This is a genomic window from Hymenobacter nivis (assembly GCF_006439025.1).
GTDB classification, from domain to species: domain Bacteria; phylum Bacteroidota; class Bacteroidia; order Cytophagales; family Hymenobacteraceae; genus Hymenobacter; species Hymenobacter nivis_A.
This window is the reverse complement of sequence record NZ_RCYZ01000008.1, coordinates 132,412-151,017: the sequence shown is the minus strand read 5'-3', so window position 1 is coordinate 151,017 and position 18,606 is coordinate 132,412. Positions and strand designations below refer to the sequence as shown.

General features: G+C 67.0%; 14 protein-coding genes. 10 read left to right on the top strand and 4 right to left on the bottom strand.

Features of this window, described 5'->3' with window-relative positions:
• The first annotated feature begins 35 nt into the window (after positions 1 to 35).
• From EAH73_RS18160 to recJ, 8 genes are all read left to right on the top strand, one after another.
• Positions 36 to 776 carry a type III pantothenate kinase gene (locus tag EAH73_RS18160; RefSeq protein ID WP_140468848.1) on the top strand — a complete coding sequence of 247 codons (741 nt, stop codon included), beginning with the start codon at positions 36 to 38 and terminating at the stop codon, positions 774 to 776.
• On the top strand, positions 763 to 2,088 hold the full coding sequence (locus tag EAH73_RS18155; protein ID WP_140468847.1) for an outer membrane protein transport protein: 1,326 nt from the start codon (positions 763 to 765) through the stop codon (positions 2,086 to 2,088). Before EAH73_RS18160 ends, EAH73_RS18155 begins: the two co-directional genes overlap by 14 nt.
• Positions 2,061 to 2,687 carry an LPS export ABC transporter periplasmic protein LptC gene (gene lptC, locus EAH73_RS18150; protein WP_240047324.1) on the top strand — a complete coding sequence of 209 codons (627 nt, stop codon included), beginning with the start codon at positions 2,061 to 2,063 and terminating at the stop codon, positions 2,685 to 2,687. The genes EAH73_RS18155 and lptC overlap by 28 nt, the downstream gene beginning before the upstream one ends.
• 15 nt (positions 2,688 to 2,702) lie before the next feature.
• Positions 2,703 to 2,996 (top strand): hypothetical protein, encoded by a 294-nt coding sequence (locus tag EAH73_RS18145; protein WP_140468846.1) that lies wholly within the window; start codon positions 2,703 to 2,705, stop codon positions 2,994 to 2,996.
• An 87-nt stretch (positions 2,997 to 3,083) separates the two neighbouring features.
• Positions 3,084 to 5,198 (top strand): peptidylprolyl isomerase, encoded by a 2,115-nt coding sequence (locus tag EAH73_RS18140; protein ID WP_140468845.1) that lies wholly within the window; start codon positions 3,084 to 3,086, stop codon positions 5,196 to 5,198.
• A gap of 117 nt (positions 5,199 to 5,315) precedes the next feature.
• A complete protein-coding gene (locus EAH73_RS18135) occupies positions 5,316 to 5,600 on the top strand; it encodes a hypothetical protein (RefSeq protein WP_140468844.1) in 285 nt (94 codons plus the stop codon).
• Positions 5,601 to 5,654: 54 nt separating this feature from the next.
• The gene (locus EAH73_RS18130; protein WP_140468843.1) at positions 5,655 to 7,481 is read left to right on the top strand and encodes a tetratricopeptide repeat protein; all 1,827 of its coding nucleotides are present in this window, start codon (positions 5,655 to 5,657) and stop codon (positions 7,479 to 7,481) included.
• Positions 7,482 to 7,764: 283 nt separating this feature from the next.
• Positions 7,765 to 9,504 (top strand): single-stranded-DNA-specific exonuclease RecJ, encoded by a 1,740-nt coding sequence (recJ, locus tag EAH73_RS18125; protein ID WP_140468842.1) that lies wholly within the window; start codon positions 7,765 to 7,767, stop codon positions 9,502 to 9,504.
• 13 nt (positions 9,505 to 9,517) lie between these two features.
• On the opposite strand, the gene EAH73_RS18120 is transcribed toward recJ, so the two are convergent.
• The 4 genes from EAH73_RS18120 to rpoN form a co-directional block, all read right to left on the bottom strand.
• Positions 9,518 to 9,961 (bottom strand): BLUF domain-containing protein, encoded by a 444-nt coding sequence (locus EAH73_RS18120; protein ID WP_140468841.1) that lies wholly within the window; start codon positions 9,959 to 9,961, stop codon positions 9,518 to 9,520.
• Positions 9,962 to 10,393: 432 nt separating this feature from the next.
• Positions 10,394 to 10,747 (bottom strand): DoxX family membrane protein, encoded by a 354-nt coding sequence (locus tag EAH73_RS18115; protein WP_140468840.1) that lies wholly within the window; start codon positions 10,745 to 10,747, stop codon positions 10,394 to 10,396.
• A gap of 26 nt (positions 10,748 to 10,773) precedes the next feature.
• Positions 10,774 to 13,557, bottom strand: coding sequence for an ATP-binding protein (locus EAH73_RS18110; protein WP_140468839.1), 2,784 nt, complete (start codon positions 13,555 to 13,557; stop codon positions 10,774 to 10,776).
• Positions 13,558 to 13,626: 69 nt separating this feature from the next.
• Entirely contained in the window at positions 13,627 to 15,213 is a 1,587-nt protein-coding gene (gene rpoN, locus EAH73_RS18105; RefSeq protein ID WP_140468838.1) for an RNA polymerase factor sigma-54, read from the bottom strand.
• A gap of 119 nt (positions 15,214 to 15,332) precedes the next feature.
• Here rpoN and asnS point away from each other — a divergent pair, with 119 nt between their 5' ends.
• A complete protein-coding gene (gene asnS, locus EAH73_RS18100) occupies positions 15,333 to 16,727 on the top strand; it encodes an asparagine--tRNA ligase (RefSeq protein WP_140468837.1) in 1,395 nt (464 codons plus the stop codon).
• Between the two features lie 176 nt (positions 16,728 to 16,903).
• Positions 16,904 to 18,529: an FAD-dependent oxidoreductase gene (locus EAH73_RS18095; protein ID WP_161599597.1), complete on the top strand. Its 1,626-nt coding sequence runs from the start codon at positions 16,904 to 16,906 to the stop codon at positions 18,527 to 18,529.
• Positions 18,530 to 18,606: the final 77 nt, after the last annotated feature.

The window sequence follows — 18,606 nt, the reverse complement described above, 5'->3', positions numbered from 1 at the left end:
ATGATTTAACCCCCAGCCATTTATTCATTTAACTCATGCACACCCTGGTCCTCGACATCGGCAACACCGCCATCAAGGCGGGCTGCTTTGCGGGCGCGGCGCTGCGGGAAATGGTCGCCGGCCTCACGGCTGACGAGGTGGAGGCGCTGGTGCGGCGCTGGGGCCCCCAGCACCTGCTCATTGCGTCAGTAGCAGAGGAAGCGGCCCGATGGGCCCTGCGCTTGCAGGGCCTGGTACCGGGCCGCATTTTGCTGTTTGCGCCGGGCGCCACGCCCGTGCCGCTGCGCAACGCCTACGCCACGCCCCTCACCCTGGGGGCCGACCGCCTGGCCGGGGCCGTGGGGGCCGCCGCCCTGCGCCCGGGGCGCGATACACTGGTGCTCGACGCCGGCACGGCCCTGAAGTGCGACCTTGTGACGGCCGACGGCACCTACCGCGGCGGCAGCATCGGGCCGGGGCTGGCCATGCGGCTGCGGGCCCTGCACGAGTTCACCGGCCGCCTGCCGCTGCTGGCGCTGCCCGCCCCCGATGCAACGGTTCCGCTGGTGGGCGACTCTACCCCGGGGGCCCTGCTGAGTGGCGTGGTAAACGGGGCCGCTGCCGAAGCCAACGGCCTGATTGCCGCCTATCGCCAGCAGTATCCCTCCCTGGGCGTGCTGCTCACCGGCGGCGATGCCCCCCTGCTAGCCAGCCGGCTGGCAGGCCCTATCTTTGTTGTGCCCGAACTGGTGCTGCTCGGGCTTTACCGGATTTTAGCCTATAATGTTGAACAATAAGAACGTGGGCCGGCGGTTGCTGTTGGCAGGGGGGATGGCGGCGCTGGCCGGCGGGGCGCAGGCGCAGGGCCTGGGCAACTCGCCCTATTCGCGCCTCGGCATTGGCGAGTACTACCCCAACACCGGCGGCGTGCGTCAGGAGGGCATGGGCGGCGTGGGCCTGGCCGCGCCCAACGCCATCAACGTGAACGACTTGAACCCGGCCCTGCTTTACTACACGGCCCGCACCACCTTCGAAGCGGCGTATAGCGGGCAGTACAAAACGGTGAAAAACGCGGCCGCTTCCACTAAGGCGGGCAATGCCACCCTGGGCTACCTCTCGCTGGCCGTGCCCCTGAAGCGCCGCTGGGCTGCCTCCGTGGGCCTGCGGCCGCTGAGCACCGTGGACTACGAAACCAACGTGCGCAGCACCATCGTGGGGGCCCCCCGCGACTCGGCCCTGACGCGCTACTCGGGCTCGGGCGGCATCTCGCGGGCCTACCTGGCCCAGGGCGTGCACGTCACCCGCGACCTGAACGTGGGCTTCACAGCGGCCTACGTGTTTGGCACCGTAGACGAAACCACTGGCACCCGCATTGTTCTGGCCGACGGCTCGGCCAGCCAAACCACGGAAGACCGCCGCCACGTGCACTACTCCGACTTCGACTTCCGGGCCGGGGTGCACTACCGCCACAACCTGGGCAAGGACCTGCGCATGAACCTGGCCGGCGTGTACAGCTTCCCCGCCAACCTGGGGGCCCGGCGCACCACCACCCAGGAGCGGCAGGACGTGAACGGGGCCACCATCGCCGGCACCTCCGTGCAGACCGAGGACGTGAACGGCACCGTGAAGGTGCCCGCCCTGGCCCAGCTGGGCATCAGCCTCGACAACGACAAGAACTGGAGCGTCAGCGTGGACGCGGCCCAGCAGCAGTGGTCGAAGTTCTCGAACTTTGGCGTCGTTACTACGCCGCTGCGCAACACCGTGCGCATCGGCGTGGGCGGCGAGTTTACGCCCGACCCAGGCTCGGTGGAGCACTACTTCCAGCGCGTGAACTACCGCGTGGGCCTGAACGTGGCCCAGCTGCCCTACCAGCCCGCCGGCAAAACGCTCTACGACCGCTCGATAAGCTGGGGCTTCGGCTTCCCGCTGCCCACCTCCTCGCCCCTCGAAGCCACCACGTTCAGCCTGGCCTTCACCTACGGCATGCGCGGCAACACCGACCTGCTGGCGGCCGGCACCGGCGCCAGCAACGTGCAGGAAAACTACGTGAAGATGACGTTTGGCGTGACGCTGAACAACCGGTGGTTCATCAAGCGCCGCCTGCAATAGCCGTGGGGGCCCTGGCACTGCGCGCACGGCCCGGGTGCCGCCGGGGCCCCACAGCCGGCTGGCTGGCCGGTGGCCTGCTGGCGCTGGCGCTGGCGCTGGTGGGCTGCGACGAGCAAAAGGCCGTGGGCCCCACGCTCGTTTACAAGGGCCCCAACATGGAAAGCACCAACGTGCTGGAGCTATTCAGCGACTCGGCCCGGCTCCAAGTTCGCCTCACGGCCCCGCTCGAGCAGCGCTACGAAAACGGCGACGTGATCTATACCAAGGGCGTATCCGTTACTTTTTACGCCAAGGATAAGTCGGTGGAGAACACCCTGACGGCGCGCTACGGCAAGCTGGAGCAGGCCAAAAACCTGTTCACCATGCGCGGCGACGTGCGGGTGGCCAACGTGCCCCAGCAACAAAAGCTCTTCACCGAAGAGCTGTTTTACGACCGCAACAAGGGGCAGATTTACACCGATTCGGCCATGTTCGTGCGGGTCGAAACGCTCACCGAGCGCCTCACCGGCTACGGCCTGAAGGCTAACCAGAACTTCTCTTCCTACCGCATCACCAAGCCCGAGGGCGTGTTCGCCATCGACCAGTCCGTGGCCCCGTAGGGGGCCCCACTGCCCATGAAATTCGACAAAGACCTGCTCCGCACCGTGCTCTTCGCCGTGGGCGTGGTGGCCATGGTCATCGGCATCTACCAAACGCTGCTCTACGACGACCTGGGCCGCAACTATTGGATTTTTATGATTGCCTCGGCCTGCTGGATGCCCCTGATTTATTGGCGGCAGAAGGACACGGTGGCTGCCAAGCTGGCCGAGCAGGCCGCCAAAGCGGCCAAAACCGCGCCCAAAGCGCCCAAAGGCAGCAAGCCTGGCGGGGCCCCCAAGGGCGGCAAGCCCGCCCCGCGCCGCCGCTAGGGGGCCCCGGCTAGGATAAACCGGGGATTTCTGGTTATTTTGCGCCTCTTTTTGACTCTAACCGATTAGTTTTCTTTTGACAAGTACATGGCGTTAATCAACACGATACGGGAAAAATCGGGCTGGGCCGTGGGCACGGTGGCCATCGGGATGCTGCTCTTCATTGTGGGCGGCGACCTGGTGGGCGGCAAGAACAAGCTCTTCGGCGGCAGCGACACGGTGGTGGGCGAAGTGGCCGGCCAGAAAGTAGAGCTGGCCGACTACAACAACGCCCTGGAGCAGGCTAAGCAGCAGTTTACCGCCCAGCAGCAGCGCCCGCCCGACGACCAGGCCCTGGCCTACCTGCGCGACCAGGCCTGGAACCAGACCATCTACCGCCTGGCTTTCCAGCCTGAGTGGGACAAGCTGGGCCTGGCCGTGAGCGACGACGAGCTAGTGGACATGGTGCAGGGCGACAACATTAACCCCGGCATCAAGCAAGCCTTTACGGATCCCAAAACCGGGCAGTTCGACAAGGCGCGGCTCATTGAGTACCTCAAAAACCTCGACAAGCTGCCCCCCGAAAGCCAGGCCGCCTGGCGCAACTTCGAGGCCAATCTGCCCGCCGACCGCATGGCCAACAAGTACAACAGCCTGCTGAAGAATTCGGTGTACGTGACCACCGCCGAAGCCAAGCGCTTCAACGACGATCAGAACGCCAAGGCCACGGTGAAGTACCTGTTCGTGCCCTACGCCAGCATTTCCGACTCGGCCGTGAAGGTGACCAACGAGCAGCTGCAAGCTTACCTCGACAAGCACAAGGGCCAGTACAAGGTGGAAGACGGCCGCTCGGTGGAGTACGTGAGCGTGCCCGTGGTGGCCTCGAAGGAGGACAGCGCCGCCGTGCGCAGCACCATCGGCACCCTGGCCACGCAGTTTGCCTCGGCCCCGGCCGACTCGCTGTTTGTGAAAATGAACTCGGAGCAGCCCTACAACAAGGCCTTCCGCAGCCCCGCCGACCTGCCCGAGGAGCTGCGCAAGCAGATGCCCTTGGCGGTAGGCAAGGTGTACGGCCCCTACGCCGAGAACGGCACGTACTCGCTCTACAAAGTGACCGGCGAGAAAGAGGGCCCCCAGTCGGCCCGCGCCAGCCACATCCTCATCAAGCCCGAAGCCCAAACGCCCCAGGCCAAGGCCGCGGCCAAAGCCAAGGCCCAGGACCTGATCAACAAAATCAAGGGCGGGGCCGATTTCGCGGCGCTGGCCCGGCAGTTTGGCACCGACGGCACCAAGGACCAGGGCGGTGACCTGGGCTGGTTCACGAAGGGCCGCATGGTGCCCGAGTTTGAGAAAGCCGTGCTGGGGGCCCCCGTGGGCCTGCTGGCCGCACCGGTCGAAACCTCGTTCGGCTACCACGTGGTGAAGGTGACCGCCCCCACCACTACGAAGACCTACCAGGTGGCCGAGGTGAAGAAGGCCATCGTGCCCAGCGACGCCACCCGCGAGGCCGCCTACGCCCACGCCCAGCAGCTCAAGGGCCAGGCCACCGACCTGGCCAGCTTCCGCCAGCTGACCACCAAGGACAAGACCCTGCAAAAGCAGGAGGCCCCCAACCTCGACCGCAACGCCCGCAGCGTGAACAACCTGCAAAACGCCCGCGACCTGGTGCGCTGGGCCTACGGCGCGGGCCCCAGCGGCGACACCAAAATCGGTGACGTTAGCGAGGTGTACGAGATTGGCGACCAGTACGTCATCGCGGCCCTCACCGGCACCCAGGCCAAGGGCGAAGCCACCGTGGCCGGCCTCAAGCCCCAGCTCTCGGCCCTGGTCCGCAACGACCTTAAGGCCCAGCAAATCATGGGCAAGCTCGGCAAAACTGGCACCGTGGAGCAGCTCGCCGCCGCCTACGGCCCCACCGCCCAGGTGGGCACTGCCGAGGGCGTGGCCCTGGGCACGGGCACACTGCCCAACGTGGGCTTCGAGCCCCTGGCCGTGGGCGCCGCCTTCGGCCTGAAGCCCGGCCAGCACTCGGCCCCGCTGCAAGGCGAGCAGGGCGTGCTGGTGGTGGAGCCCGTGAGCGTGGCCCCCGCCGCCGCGGCCGCCGACCTGAAAGCCGTGCGCCAGCAGCTGGCCCAGCAGCGCGGCAGCCGCCAGGACGGCCTGATCTACGAGGCCATCAAGGCCCACGCCAACGTGAAAGACAATCGCTCGAAGTTCTTCTAAGCCGCTTCGGCTAAGGTTGCGAAAGGGCCGTTCCTCCGGGGGCGGCCCTTTTTTTGTGGGGCCCTGGCCGGCAGTTTGTACCTTGGCTGGCCAACCTTATCAACCCCCTCCGCCGCCATGCAGCCCAAGGCCACCATTTCTTTTGCCAAGCGCGGCCTCATCGGCTTGCTGCTAGTGGCCACCGGGCTGGCCCTGGCCTTGGTTTTCAAGCAGCGCAGCCCGTGGCCCGCCGAGGCAAAGCAGCTGACGTACCCGCTGGCCCTGGTGCTGGGCATGGGCGGGGCCGTGCTGCTGAGCAGCTACGTGCGGCAGCAGCCCTTGCGCGCCATGAAAACCGAGCTGCTGGGGGCCGCCCTGATCGTACTCGTGCTGGTGCTGGGCCGCTTGGCTTTAGTCCGTTGAACGAACCCGCCAAACCCGGGCGTTAGGGCCCTGCACCCACTCTTGCCGTCTGCCATGCGTCCGTCCCACCTGCTGCTGAGCGCGGCCCTGCTGCTCGCCGCCCCGGCCCGCGCCCAGGGCCCCAAAACCTGGGGCCCCGCCGACGGCACCGCCCTAGCAAAGGACTACGCCCGCCGCGGCGAGCCGGAGAAAGCCGTGTTCCTGCTGGACCGGTTGCCCGCGGAGCAGCAAACCAGCACCGAGCTGTTTCCGCTCTACCTGCAAGCCCTCACCGACCTCAAGCGCTACAAAGACGCCGAAAAGCTGGCCAAGAAAGCCGTGAAGCTGCACCCCGCCGACGCCACCTACGGCGTGGCCCTGGGGGGGGCCCTGCAAGCCGGCGGCGAAACTGCCGGGGCCGACAAGCAGTGGCAGCGCGTGGTGAACCAGCTGACGCCCGACCAGGTGGGCCCCGTGGCGGCCGAGTTTAGCCGGCGTGAGCTGCCGGCCTGGGCCGAAAAAACCTACCTGCGCGGCCGCGCCCTGGCCCGCAGCGAAACCGAGTACGGGCCCCAGCTCATCCAGCTCTACACCCAAAGCCAGCAGCAGGACAAGCTGCTGGCCGAAACCCTGCGCCTGGTGCAGCAGGACGAGCAGCAGCTGCCCTACGTGCGCAACATGCTCCAGAACGCGCTGAAGGAGGAAAAGGACTTTGACGCCCTCGAAAAGCAGCTGCTCAGCGCCGTGCAGCAGCACCCCGAGCAGGCCGCCTACGCCGAGCTGCTGCTGTGGCTGCAAGTGCAGCGCCACGACTTCGTGGGGGCCCTAATGCAGGCCCGGGCCCTCGACCGGCGCGGGCGCACCCAGGGCAGCCGCGTGCTGGAAGTAGCGTCCATCGCCCAGCAAAACAAGGACTTCGAAAGCGCCCTGGCCGGCTACGACTACGTGCTGAAGGAGTACCGCACGGGGCCCCTCTACAACGTGGCCCGGCAGGGCCGGCTGGCCGCCCGCGAAGACCAGGTGCGCAGCACCTACCCCGTGGACCAGGCCCAGGTGCGGGCCCTGGCCACCGAGTACGAGCAGCTGCTGGCCGAGCTGGGCAGGGCCCCCGAGGCGGCCCAGGTGCGCCGCCGCCTGGCCGACCTCTACGCCTTCCAGCTCGGTGACCAGGCCAAGGCCATGACGCTGCTTCAGGCCGTGGTGGACCAGCCCCAGGCCCCTGCCAACTTGGTGGACGAGGCCAAGCTGACCCTCGGCGACCTGTACCTGCTGCGCGCCGAGCCCTGGGAGGCCACGCTGCTGTATTCGCAGGTCGAAAAAACCGAGAAGGAAGCCCCGTTGGGCTACGAGGCCAAGCTGCGCAACGCCCGCCTGAGCTACTTCGCCGGCGACTTTAAGCTGGCCCAGAGCCACCTGGACATCCTCAAGGAAGCCACGACCCGCGAAATTGCCAACGACGCCATGCAGCTCTCGCTGCTCATCGCCACCAACACCGTGGAGGACACCCTGGGCCTGGCCCTGAAGGACTACGCCGCCGCCGAGCAGCTCGTGTTCCAGAACAAGCTGCCCGCCGCCGTGGCGGGCCTCGACGCGCTGCTGGCCAAGTACCCCGGCCACTCGCTGAGCGACAACGCCTACTACCTCAAGGCCCAGCTGCAGCGGCGCATGGGCGACTTCCCGGCCGCCACCGCCACCCTCGACCGCCTGCTGGCCGGCCCGGCCAACGGCGTGCTCAGCGACGACGCCCTGTTTTTGCTGGCCCGCATCCAGGAAGAAGACCTCCACGACCGGCCCAAGGCCCAGGCCCTCTACGAGCAGGTGCTTACCAAGTACCCCGGCAGCATCTACGTGGCCGAAGCCCGCAAGCGCTTCCGCAAGCTGCGCGGCGACGGCGTGCAGTAGGGCCCCGGGCGGGCCCGGCCAAAAGCCAGCCCCTGGCTGTGGCCTCGGGGCGCGGCCATCAGCCGAAAAACACGAACAGCAGCCCCAGGAACACAATGAAAACCACGTACATCAGCCCATCGGTGAGGATGTACTGGCGGTAACGGCGGTAGAAGTCGCGGAGCTTGGACATGGCGGGGGTGGGGGCCGGCGGGGCCCCGGGCAAAGGTACGGCCGCCGCCCGGGCAAGGGTTTGGGCGTACTTTCGCCCGATACTCCTTCCGCTAATCTATCCTTTCCTTTGATGCCGCCCCCCGCCGCCAAAAGCTGGAACTTTGCGCCGGCCCCCGCCCCGGCGCTGGTGTCAGCCATCACCGAGGCCCTGCCCGTGGGGCCCGAAGTAGGGGCCCTGCTCGTGCAGCGCGGCCTCGACACCCCCGAAGCTGCCGCCGCATTCATTTACTCTGACCTGCGCCAGCTGCCCGATCCGTTTTTGCTGCGTGACATGGACCGGGCCGTGGATCGCCTCGTGCGGGCCCTGGAAACCGGCGAAAAGGTGCTCGTACTCGGCGACTACGACGTGGACGGCATTACGTCGGTGGCGCTGGTCATCAGCTACCTCACGCCCTTGTTCGGGGCCGAGCGCCTGCGCGACTACATCCCCGACCGCTACACCGAGGGCTACGGCATCAGCCACACCGCCGTGGACCTGGCCGCCGCCGAAGGCTTCGGCCTGATCGTGGCCCTCGACTGCGGCATCAAGGCCCTGGAGCCGGTGGCCTACGCCGCGGCCAAAGGCGTCGATTTCATCATTTGCGACCACCACCTGCCCGGCGACGAGCTGCCCGAAGCCGTGGCCGTGCTCGACCCCAAGCGCGAAGACTGCTGCTACCCCTACAAGGATTTGTCGGGCTGCGGCGTGGGCTTCAAGCTGATGCAGGGCCTGGGCCAGCGCCTGGGCCGCGACACGGCCTTTCTCTACGACCTGCTGGATTTGGTGACCGTGAGCATTGCCGCCGACGTGGTGCCCGTGACGGGCGAGAACCGCGTGCTGGCCGCCCACGGCCTGCGCCGCTTCAACGAGGAAGCCCAGTTGCTGCGCCCGGGCCTGGCCGCCCTGCGCGAGCTGGCCACCCTGCGCGAGGGGCCCCTGACGCTCAGTAGCTTGGTATTTGGCTTCGCGCCGCGCATCAACGCCGCCGGCCGCATGGGCGACGCCCGCCGCGCCGTGGCCATGCTGCTGGCCGCCGACCAGCAGGAGGCCCGCCACACCGCCGAAGTGGTGGACCGCATGAACCAGGAGCGCCGCGGCTCCGACCAGGCCACCACCCAGGAGGCCCTGGCCCTGATTGCTGCCAGCCCTGCCCTGCAAGCCGCCCACGCCACGGTGCTCTACAAGGCCGATTGGCACCAGGGCGTGCTCGGCATCGTGGCCTCGCGCTGCCTCGACCAGTACTACCGCCCCACGGTCATCCTCACGCAGCGCGACGGCAAGGCCACGGGCTCGGCGCGCTCGGTGGCGGGCTTCGACATCCACGCGGCCCTGGAGGCCTGCGCCCCGCTGCTGGAGCAGTACGGCGGCCACCGCGCCGCCGCCGGCCTCACCCTGAAGGTCGAAAACGTGCCCGCGTTCCAGGCGCAGTTTGAGGAGGTGGTGGCCCGCACCCAGGCCACGGCCCACCTGGTGCGGCCCGTCGAGATTGACGCCCTGCTGCCCGTGGACCGCATCACCGAAGGCTTCTTGCAGGATTTGCGGCCCCTGGAGCCCTTCGGGCCCGGCAACCCCAACCCGGTATTTGCCACGGCCCGCGTGCTGGCCGTGCCCGGCAGCGCCCGCGAAGTGGGCAACGGCCACCTCAAAATCCGCCTCGTGGCCGCCGATTCCCCCGGCCCCGCCGTGGAGGTCATCGGCTTCGGCCTGGCCGGCTACCTGCCCCAGATCAACGAAGGCCACCCCTTTGATGTGTGCTACACCCTGGAAATGAACGAGTACCGCGGCAGCCGCCACGTGCAGCTGCGCCTGCTGGATTTGCGCTGGGCGTAGGGCCCCCGGGGCCTTACGCCCGGATGTAGTCCGCGCTCAGAAAATCAAATACCAGCGGGCGCAGGTCGCAGCAGCAGCTGCCTTCGTCGGCCAGGGCGGCGGCCTGGGTCAGGTCGAAATAACCGGCTACGGAGGCCAGGTAGGCCGAGTTGACGGTTTGGAAGCCCATGGACCACTGGGCGAAGCAGCGCTGGTCCACGGGGCCGTCGGCCAGCTTGGTTACGTGCGTGTGGCGGGCGTCGCGGCGGATGCGGGCAAAGATGCCGTGCACCTCGTCGGCGGGGCCCTCCAGCACTTGCAGCAGCCCGCCGTCGCAGTGCAGCAGCAGGCCCGTGAGGCCGTGCGCCGTGTTCCAGGCGCGCGATTTGGTGAGCACCGCTTCCAACTCGTGCTCGTTAAGAAAAACGGTGGCCGAACTTTGGTAAACCAGGCGGTGCAAGGGCGGGGAAGTAGGCATAGGCGAAGGAAGCAAGGAGAACAAGGACCAGGCCGGGGGCAAAACGTAACCGGCCGGGGCCCTCAAAAACGTGGCCGCTCTGAAAGGTAAGCCCCGTGCAGCCCGGCCGGGACTTTTTCTAAAGCCCTCTGCACCCCACTATGTTTTGTGAATATTCTGCTATTCGGCGAAATATGGGAGATAGGGCCCCAAGCCCTCCCGATACCCCGCCCGGTGCTGTAATTTCAGCCAAGGAACAATCCTAGGAAAAACTAAAATTGTCCACAAGTGCTGCGAAAGAGCATTTAAGAGCATGACAACTCCGGGGCCCCAAAGCCTGCGCAAAGGGCCCCGCCTAGCTGAACGCCATTTTAAATGGCGAGTTGCAGTTGAAAAGATTGATCAAAAAATATAACGATTTTAATTTTGCATTTCACTGCGCAGGGGTAGAACTCAGCGCCGGGCCGACCATGCCCACCACACCAGCAGGGCTTGCAGGGGCAGGCGGCCCCAGGCGGCCCAGGCCGGCAGGCCCATCGGGCCGGCTTGCTGGGCCATGTACACGTTGGCCGGAAACACGGCCACCAGCAGCAGCACCAGGCCCAGCGCAGCCACCCAGCGCGTGGCCCCCAGCAGCAGCCCCAGCCCGCCCGCTACTTCAAAAAAGCCGCTGATGTACACCAGGGCCAGCGGCGCGGGCAGCGCCGGCGGCATGATGCGCAGGTAGGGCGCGGGCTTGAAAAAATGCAGCAGGCCCGCCCCCACGAAAACGGCCGCCAGCGCGTAGCGCGAAACAAGGTGTAGCACAGCGGCAAAGAACGGGCCCCGGGGCCCTACGCGGGCACGCTCTGGGGCACGTGGCGGATCAGGGCGGCCAGGCCCTGTGCAAGGGCCCGGGCCGCCCGGTGCGCTTCCACGGAGGCCACGCCGGGGGCTTCGAGCACAGCTAGGTGCGGGGCCAGCAGCCGGGCCCCCAGCAGCTGGAGCGAGGGCCGCAGGCGGTGGGCCAGCGCCGCCAGCACGGTGAGGTCGGTGGCGGCCTGGGCGGCGCGCAGCTCGGCCAGGGCCCCGGGCATGTTGGCGTGGAAAGCGGCCAGGATGCGGTTGATGAACACTAGGCTGCCATGGGCCGTTTCGCGCAGCTGGGCCAGGTCGAAGAGGGGCCCGGGGCCCTCCCCATCGGGGCCGGCGTTGGGGGCGGGCAGCGGGGGTTCGGCCTCGGCTCCGGTTTCGATTTCGGCCAGGCCGGGCAGGGCCTCGCCGAGCAGGGCGGCCAGCTTGGCCAGCAGCTCGGCTTCTACATAGGGCTTGGCCAGCGTGTCGTTGAGGCCGGCGGCGCGGTACTTGTCGGCATCGGCGCGGAAGGCGTTGGCCGTGAGGGCTAGGATGGGCGTGGCGGCCCGCGCCGGGTCGGGGTGGGCGCGCAGGCGGGCGGTGGCTTCGAGGCCGTTCATGCCGGGCATTTGGATGTCCATCAGCACGGCGTCGTAGGCGTGGGCGGCAAACAGGGCCAGGGCGGCGGCCCCGCTGGCGGCCACGTCCACGGCCACGCCGTGGCTGGCCAGCAGCAGTTGGGCCACTTCGGCGCTCACGGGGTTGTCTTCGGCCAGCAGCACGCGGCGGCCGCGCATGGCCCCGTGGGCGGGGGCGGGCGGCGGGGCCAGGGCGGCGGCCTGCTCGGCGGCGGCGGCCTTGGGCAGCGTGATGGTGAAGGCAAAGGCGCTGCCCTGGCCCACTTCGCTCTGCACGCGCAGGGCCCCGCCCATCTGCTTCACCAGGGCCCGGCAGATGCTCAGGCCCAGGCCGGTGCCCCCAAAGTGCCGGGCCGTGTCGGCGTAGGCCTGGGTAAATTCCTCGAAGATGGCCTCTAGCTTGTCGGGCGCAATGCCGATGCCCGTGTCGGTGACGCGGAACTCGGTGGTGGTGGTGGTGTCGGTTTCGGAGAGGAAGTAGCCGCCCACCGTGATGGTGCCCCCGGGGGGGGTGAACTTGATGGCGTTGCTCATCAGGTTGAGCAAAATCTGGTTGAGCCGGTAGGGGTCGCCCACCACCCAGGGGTGCTCGCACGACGCGCTCAGGCGCGTGCCCACCACCGTGATGCCCTTCTGCTGGGCCAGGATGCCCAAGGGCTGCACGGCGTCGCCCATGCTCTCGCACAGGTTGAAGGCGGTTTGCTCGAGTTCCAGCTGCCCCGAGGTGATCTTGGCCATGTCGAGCACGTCGTTCACCACCGAGAGCAGGTGCTGGCCCGTGTGCTGGATGGTGCCCACGAAGCGCTGCTGATCGGGGGCGAGCGGGGTTTTGGCCAGCAGCGCGGCCATGCCCAGCACCCCGTGCAGGGGCGTGCGAATCTCGTGGCTCATGTTGGCCAAGAAGTTTTCGCGGGCCGTGGCCGCGGCTTCGGCCGCCAGCTGGGCCGCTTTCAGGGTCGTGATGTCGGTGCTCACGCACAGCACGTGGGCCGTGCCGTCGGGCTGCACCAGCGGGCACTTCATCGACTGGTACCAGCGCACCTCGCCGTTGGGCAGCGTCAGGCGGTCCGACACCATCAGCGGGCGGCCCAGGGCCACCACTTCGTTATCCGACCCGTCGAACGAGGTGCGCTCGTCGGGCTGGATGGCCGCCGTGGCCGTGGCCGTGCCCGCCAGCTGCTTCACCAGTTGGCGCAGTTCCAGCATGGCCCGGTTTTGAAACACCACCCCGGCCTGGGGCTTGCGCACGTAAATTAGGTTGGGGTTGAGGTCGAGCACCTGGGCCACGAAGGCTTGCTGCGCCTCCACGGCCGCTTCGCTGGCCCGGGCCTGGGCCTCGGCCTGGCGCCGGCCGCTCACGTCCAGCCCGTAGCTGATGACCACGCGCAGGGCCCCGTCGGCGTGAAAAACCGGCTGGTACGAGCGCAGCCAGTGCATGGGGGGGCGAGTGCCATCGCCCGGCCACTCCTCCTCCCAGTCCACGCCCACGCGCTGGGCCACGGCCCGCTGAAACATGCGCTTGCGGCGCTCGGCCAGGGCCCCGGGCAGGCCGTTGGCCCGGCAGTATTCGGCGAAGGTTTCGCCCAGATCGGCCTTGCGAATCAGCGAATTGCCGGCCGGGTTGCGGTAGGTCAGGCGCTGGTCGGCGTCGAGCACCGACACGGCAGCCGGCATGTGCTGGAGCAAGGCTTCGTAGAACGTGTGCTGCTCGCGCAACTCGGTTTCGGCCGCCCGCAGCTTCGTCACGTCCGTCAGGTAAAACAGCGTGTACGTCTCGCCGTCCTCCTGCACCGGCACCACGCAGACCAGGAAGCTGTGCCCGGCCACGGCTAGCTCGTGCTCGCTCGATTCGCCGGTGCCCCACACTTCGGCGGCCGTGGCGTTCATCCACTCCCGCACGGGCGTGCCGGGGCCCCCCACCAGTTCGGGCACCCGAAACGAGGCGTCGTTGGCGTATTGCAGCTGGCCCTCGGGGCCCAGGCGCACCAGGGCGTTGGAGCTGCGCTCGGCCAAGTGGGCCGTCAGGCGCAGGTGAATGGCCTCGGCCTCGGCCCGGCAGCGGTGGGCGCGCTCGGCGGCCAGCTGGGCGCGCAGCTCGGCCAGGGTGTCAGCCGTGGCGGGTGGGGGAGAAGAGGCAGCAACCATAACGATAGGGCATAGCGGGAAAGTACTAATAGCTACCGTAAATGTAGGGCCCCCGGGCCACTCGCTGGGCTACAATTCCTTGCGCAGCCGTGCCACCGGGATGTTCAGCTGCTCGCGGTACTTGGCCACCGTGCGCCGGGCAATATTGTAGCCCCTGGCGTTCAGCATCTTCTCTAGTTTGTCGTCGGCCAGCGGGCGCGATTTGTTCTCCTTGTCGATCAAATCTTTGAGAATGCTTTTCACCTCGCGGCTCGACACGTCTTCGCCCGAGTCGGTGGCGATTCCTTCCGAAAAGAAATATTTTAACGGATAGATACCAAACTCGGTTTGCACTGACTTAGAGTTGGCTACCCGGCTGACGGTACTAATGTCCATGCCAATTTGCAGGGCAATGTCTTTCAAAATCATCGGGTGCAGCTTGGTTTCGTCGCCCTCGATGAAGAAGTCGCGCTGCAGGCCCACAATGGCGTTCATGGTGCGCAACAAGGTGTTCTGCCGCTGCCGGATGGCATCGATGAACCACTTGGCAGAATCCAATTTTTGCTTAACAAAAGACACCGCTTCTTTCATCTTCTGGTCCTTCTTCGCGGCCTTGTCGTAGGTCCGGAACATCTCGGTGTAGGCCGGGCTCACGCGCAGCTCGGGGGCGTTGCGGGCGTTCAGGGTCAGGCTCAGCTCGCCGTTGTCGTTGGTGAGGATGAAGTCCGGCATCAGGTACTGCGTTTTGCCGGGGCCCGTGGGGCCCGCGCCGCCGGGCTTGGGGTTTAGCTTGAGAATCAGGCCCACGGCCTCCTTCAGCTCGTCGTCCTCCAGGTCCAGCTTCTGCTGGATGCGGGCGTAGTGCTTCTTGCTGAATTCGTCGAACAGCGTGCCGATAATTTGCTCGGCGTGCTCCGTCGTCGCGTCCTGGGGGCGGCGCTCCAGCTGCAACAGCAAGCACTCGGGCAGGTCGCGGGCGGCAATGCCGGCGGGGTCGAAGCCCTGCACCACGCGCAGCACGGCCTCAATTTCGGGCACGGCCACCTCCAGGTTCTGCGAAAACGCCAGGTCGTTGGCAATGGCCGCCAGGTCGCGCCGGATGTAGCCGTCGCCGTCAATCGAGCCAATGAGCTGCTGGCCAATGGCCTCCTCCCGCTCCCCGAGCTGGGTGAAGTGCAGCTGGTCGAGCAGCGCGTCCAGAAGCGAGCCACTGGTGTCGGCCAGGGGCATTTCGCGCTCCTCCTCCTCGCCGGGGCCGTCGCCCTGCATCTTGTAGCCCGCAATCTCGTCGTCGTTGAGGTAGTCGCTCAGGTCGAGGTCGGCGTTGTCGGGGCCCTCTTCCTTGGTGGGCTCGGGCTCGGGCGGGGCCTCCGTGGGCCCGTCGTAGTCGTCCACGTCGGCGGGCTCCTCAAAATCTTCGTCAAGCGTGCTGTTGTCGCTATCGAACTCGGCGTCCGGGTCGTCGGCGTCCGCGTCGTCGCGGTCGTCGTCGTCGTCGCCGCTGTCCTGGTCCTCGGGCTCGTCGGCGTCGCCTTCTTCCAGGGCGGGGTTCACCTCCATCTCTTCTTTGATGCGCGTTTCCAGCTCAGCGGTAGGAATTTGCAGCAGCTTGATGAACTGGATTTGCTGCGGGCTGAGCTTTTGCGAGAGGAGTTGTTTTAGATCGAGGCGTTGCATAGCGGTAGAGATAAGCGGAAGGTGCTGGGTAAAGTACGCACGGGCCCCGGCAACGGATGAAGCAGGGCCCCGCCGCGGGGGCCCTACCTTTGCCCGGTATTCCGCTTTCTTTTACCACTATGTCCCTCAAACGGTCCACTGTTCAGAGCCTGCTGGCCAGCCAGGAGCTCGACCGCGAAGTGCTCGTCAAAGGCTGGGTGCGCTCGCGCCGCGGCAACAAGTACGTGCAGTTCATCATCGTCAACGACGGCTCCACCATCCACACCATCCAGGCGGTGGCCAACGCCGAGCTGTTCCCCGAGGAGAGCCTGAAGGACGTGGCCAACGGCGCCAGCGTGGCCATCCGGGGCACGCTGGTGGCCTCGCAAGGCAAGGGCCAGGCGGTTGAGATTCAGGCCCTGGAAATCACTGTGCTCGGCAAGGCCGACCCCGAAACCTACCCGCTGCAGAAGAAGGCCACGTCGCTGGAGCACCTGCGTGAAATTGCCCACCTGCGGCCCCGTACCAACACGTTCGGGGCGGTGCTGCGCATCCGGCACGCGCTGGCGTTTGGCATCCACCAGTACTTCAACGACCACGGCTTTTACTACGTCCACACGCCCATCATCACCGGCTCCGACGCCGAGGGCGCGGGCCAGATGTTCCGGGTGACCACGCTGCCGCCCGAGCACCCGCCCCGCACCGCCGACGGCTCGGTGGACTTCAGCCAGGACTTCTTCGGCAAGCAAACCAACCTCACCGTAAGCGGGCAGCTTGAGGGCGAGCTGGCGGCCACGGCCCTGGGCAGCGTCTACACGTTCGGCCCCACGTTCCGGGCCGAAAACTCCAACACCGCCCGCCACCTGGCCGAGTTTTGGATGATTGAGCCCGAGGTTGCCTTCAACGAGCTGGAGGAAAACATGGACCTGGCCGAGGACTTCTTGCAGTACTTGGTGCGCTACGCCCTGGAGCGGTGCGCCGACGACCTGCAGTTCCTCAACGACCAGTACGACAAAGAGTTGCTGGGACGCCTGCGCTTTGTGACCGACAACGCCTTCCAGCGCCTGACCTACACCGAGGCGGTGGAAATCCTGAAATCGGCGAAGAAGAAGTTCGAGTTTCCCGTCGATTGGGGCACCGATTTGCAGAGCGAGCACGAGCGCTACCTGGTGGAGAAGCACTTCGAGAAGCCCGTCATCCTCACCAACTACCCCAAGGAAATCAAGGCTTTCTACATGAAGCTGGACGACGACGGGCGCACGGTGCGGGCCATGGACGTGCTATTTCCCGGCATCGGCGAAATCATCGGCGGCTCGCAGCGCGAGGAGGACTACGATAAGTTGACGGCCCGCATGGCCGAGATGCACGTGCCCGCCGACGAGCTGGACTGGTACCTCGACACGCGCCGCTTTGGCACGGTGCCGCACGCTGGCTTCGGCCTGGGCTTCGAGCGCCTCGTGCTGTTCGTGACCGGCATGGGCAACATCCGCGACGTGATTCCCTTCCCCCGCTACCCCAAAAACGCGGCGTTTTAGGGCCCCGGCAAACAAGCCTTATCCTGAAAAAGCGGCTCCTGATGGGCCGCTTTTTTTGTGCCCGCCCCGTGGCCTCGCGGGACTCCGGGGTGCTTGGGTGCCATTGAGCCTGAAATTATATGCCAACCACGCCCGCGGCTGGCCCGTTGACGGATAAACCAATCCCCGCCCGCGCCATGCCCGAAATTGACCTGACCGATGCCGCCAGCCTGCCCGAAGGCGCGCTGAAGGCCTTCCCCACGCCCGACGAGGGCCCCGAAGTGCTGCTGGTGCGCCACGAGGGTGAAATCCACGCCTTTGCTGCGCACTGCCCGCACTACGGGGCCCCGTTGGCCAAGGGCCAGCTGGTAAACGGCAAAATCGTGTGCCCCTGGCACCACGCCTGCTTCCGGGTGAAGGACGGCAGCTTGTGCGAGCCGCCGGCCCTGGACGACCTGCCCGCCTTTGCCGTGCGCGAGGCTGACGGGCGGGTGCTGGTGCTGGTGCCCGAAAAGCCCGCCGCCAGCACCGACGACCCCAACGCCACGCCCACGGCCGAAGTGGGCGGCACGCCGCCCGCCGACGCCCCCGGGGCCCCGGCCGACGCCCGCACGTTCGTGCTGGTGGGTGGCGGCGCGGCCGGCCAGTACGCGGCCCAAACGCTGCGCCACGAGGGCTTTGCGGGGAAAATCGTGCTGGTGTCGGCCGACGAGAAAGCGCCCTACGACCGTACCAAACTCAGCAAGCCCTACCTGGCGGGCAAGGCCAAGGCAGCGGCGCTGCCCTTGCGCGAGCCGAACTTTTACGAGAAGCACCGTATTGATTTTCAGCTGAATACCCGCGCCACCGGCTTCGACCTGGCGCGGCAGGAAGTGCAACTAGAAGGCCGCCCGCCGCTGCGCTACGACCAGTTGCTGCTGGCCCCCGGTGGGGCCCCCAACCGCTTGCCCAAGTTGCCTGGCCACGACCTGGCCGGCGTGCTGCCCCTGCGCACCCAGGCCGATGCCGACGCCATCCTGGCTGCCACCAAAGATGCGCAGCAGGTGGTTGTTATCGGTTCCAGCTTCATCGGGATGGAAGCGGCCAGCAGCCTCGTGGGCGAAGGCCGGGTCGTAACGGTGGTGGCCCAGGACAAGGTGCCTTTCGCCCGGGTGCTGGGGCCCGAGATCGGGGCCATGTTCCGGGCCCTGCACGAGGAGAAAGGCGTGCACTTCGAGGCCGAAGCCGAGGTAACGGCCCTGCTGGGCGAAGCCGGCCGCGTGACCGGGGTGCAGCTGAAAACCGGCCGCGTGCTGCCCGCCGACGCCGTGGTGCTGGGCGTGGGCGTGCGCCCGGCCACCGAGTTTCTGAAAGAGGCTTTCTCGCTAGAAAAAGACGGCGGCTTGGCCGTGGATACTTACCTGCAAGCCGCTGACAACGTGTACGCCGCCGGTGACATTGCCCGGTTTCCGTTGGGGGCCCCCGCCGTGCCCACGCGCATTGAGCATTGGCGCGTGGCCCAGCAGCACGGCCGCACGGCCGCTCGCAACATGCTGGGCCGGCAGGAGGCCTTCACCGCCGCCCCGTACTTCTGGACGCAGCAGTACGGCAAGAGCCTGCGCTATGCCGGCCACGCCGAAAAGTGGGACGAAATCATCTACCACGGCGACGTGGCCAAGCAGGATTTCTTGGCCCTGTACGTGCTAGACGGCCGCATCGTCGCCGGCGCCAGCATGAACCGCGACGCCGCCATGATCCACTTCGCCGAGCGCTTGGAGCAAGGCCAGCTGCCCGCCCCGGCCGATGTGCACGAGGGCATGGACTGGGCCCTAACCAGCAACTAGCCAGAGTCCCACGGCATTGAGTGAAACAAAAAAACCGCCTATTCTGGCGGTTTTTTTGTTTCACTCAAACGGTTAGC

Bases quoted from the DNA above. Each gene is read 5' to 3' on its own strand.
- EAH73_RS18160 (WP_140468848.1), top strand. From the start codon at position 36: ATGCACACCCTGGTCCTCGACATCGGCAACACCGCCATCAAGGCGGGC.
- EAH73_RS18155 (WP_140468847.1), top strand. From the start codon at position 763: ATGTTGAACAATAAGAACGTGGGCCGGCGGTTGCTGTTGGCAGGGGGG.
- EAH73_RS18145 (WP_140468846.1), top strand. From the start codon at position 2,703: ATGAAATTCGACAAAGACCTGCTCCGCACCGTGCTCTTCGCCGTGGGC.
- EAH73_RS18140 (WP_140468845.1), top strand. From the start codon at position 3,084: ATGGCGTTAATCAACACGATACGGGAAAAATCGGGCTGGGCCGTGGGC.
- EAH73_RS18135 (WP_140468844.1), top strand. From the start codon at position 5,316: ATGCAGCCCAAGGCCACCATTTCTTTTGCCAAGCGCGGCCTCATCGGC.
- EAH73_RS18130 (WP_140468843.1), top strand. From the start codon at position 5,655: ATGCGTCCGTCCCACCTGCTGCTGAGCGCGGCCCTGCTGCTCGCCGCC.
- recJ (WP_140468842.1), top strand. From the start codon at position 7,765: ATGCCGCCCCCCGCCGCCAAAAGCTGGAACTTTGCGCCGGCCCCCGCC.
- EAH73_RS18120 (WP_140468841.1), bottom strand. From the start codon at position 9,961: ATGCCTACTTCCCCGCCCTTGCACCGCCTGGTTTACCAAAGTTCGGCC.
- EAH73_RS18110 (WP_140468839.1), bottom strand. From the start codon at position 13,557: ATGGTTGCTGCCTCTTCTCCCCCACCCGCCACGGCTGACACCCTGGCC.
- rpoN (WP_140468838.1), bottom strand. From the start codon at position 15,213: ATGCAACGCCTCGATCTAAAACAACTCCTCTCGCAAAAGCTCAGCCCG.
- asnS (WP_140468837.1), top strand. From the start codon at position 15,333: ATGTCCCTCAAACGGTCCACTGTTCAGAGCCTGCTGGCCAGCCAGGAG.
- EAH73_RS18095 (WP_161599597.1), top strand. From the start codon at position 16,904: ATGCCCGAAATTGACCTGACCGATGCCGCCAGCCTGCCCGAAGGCGCG.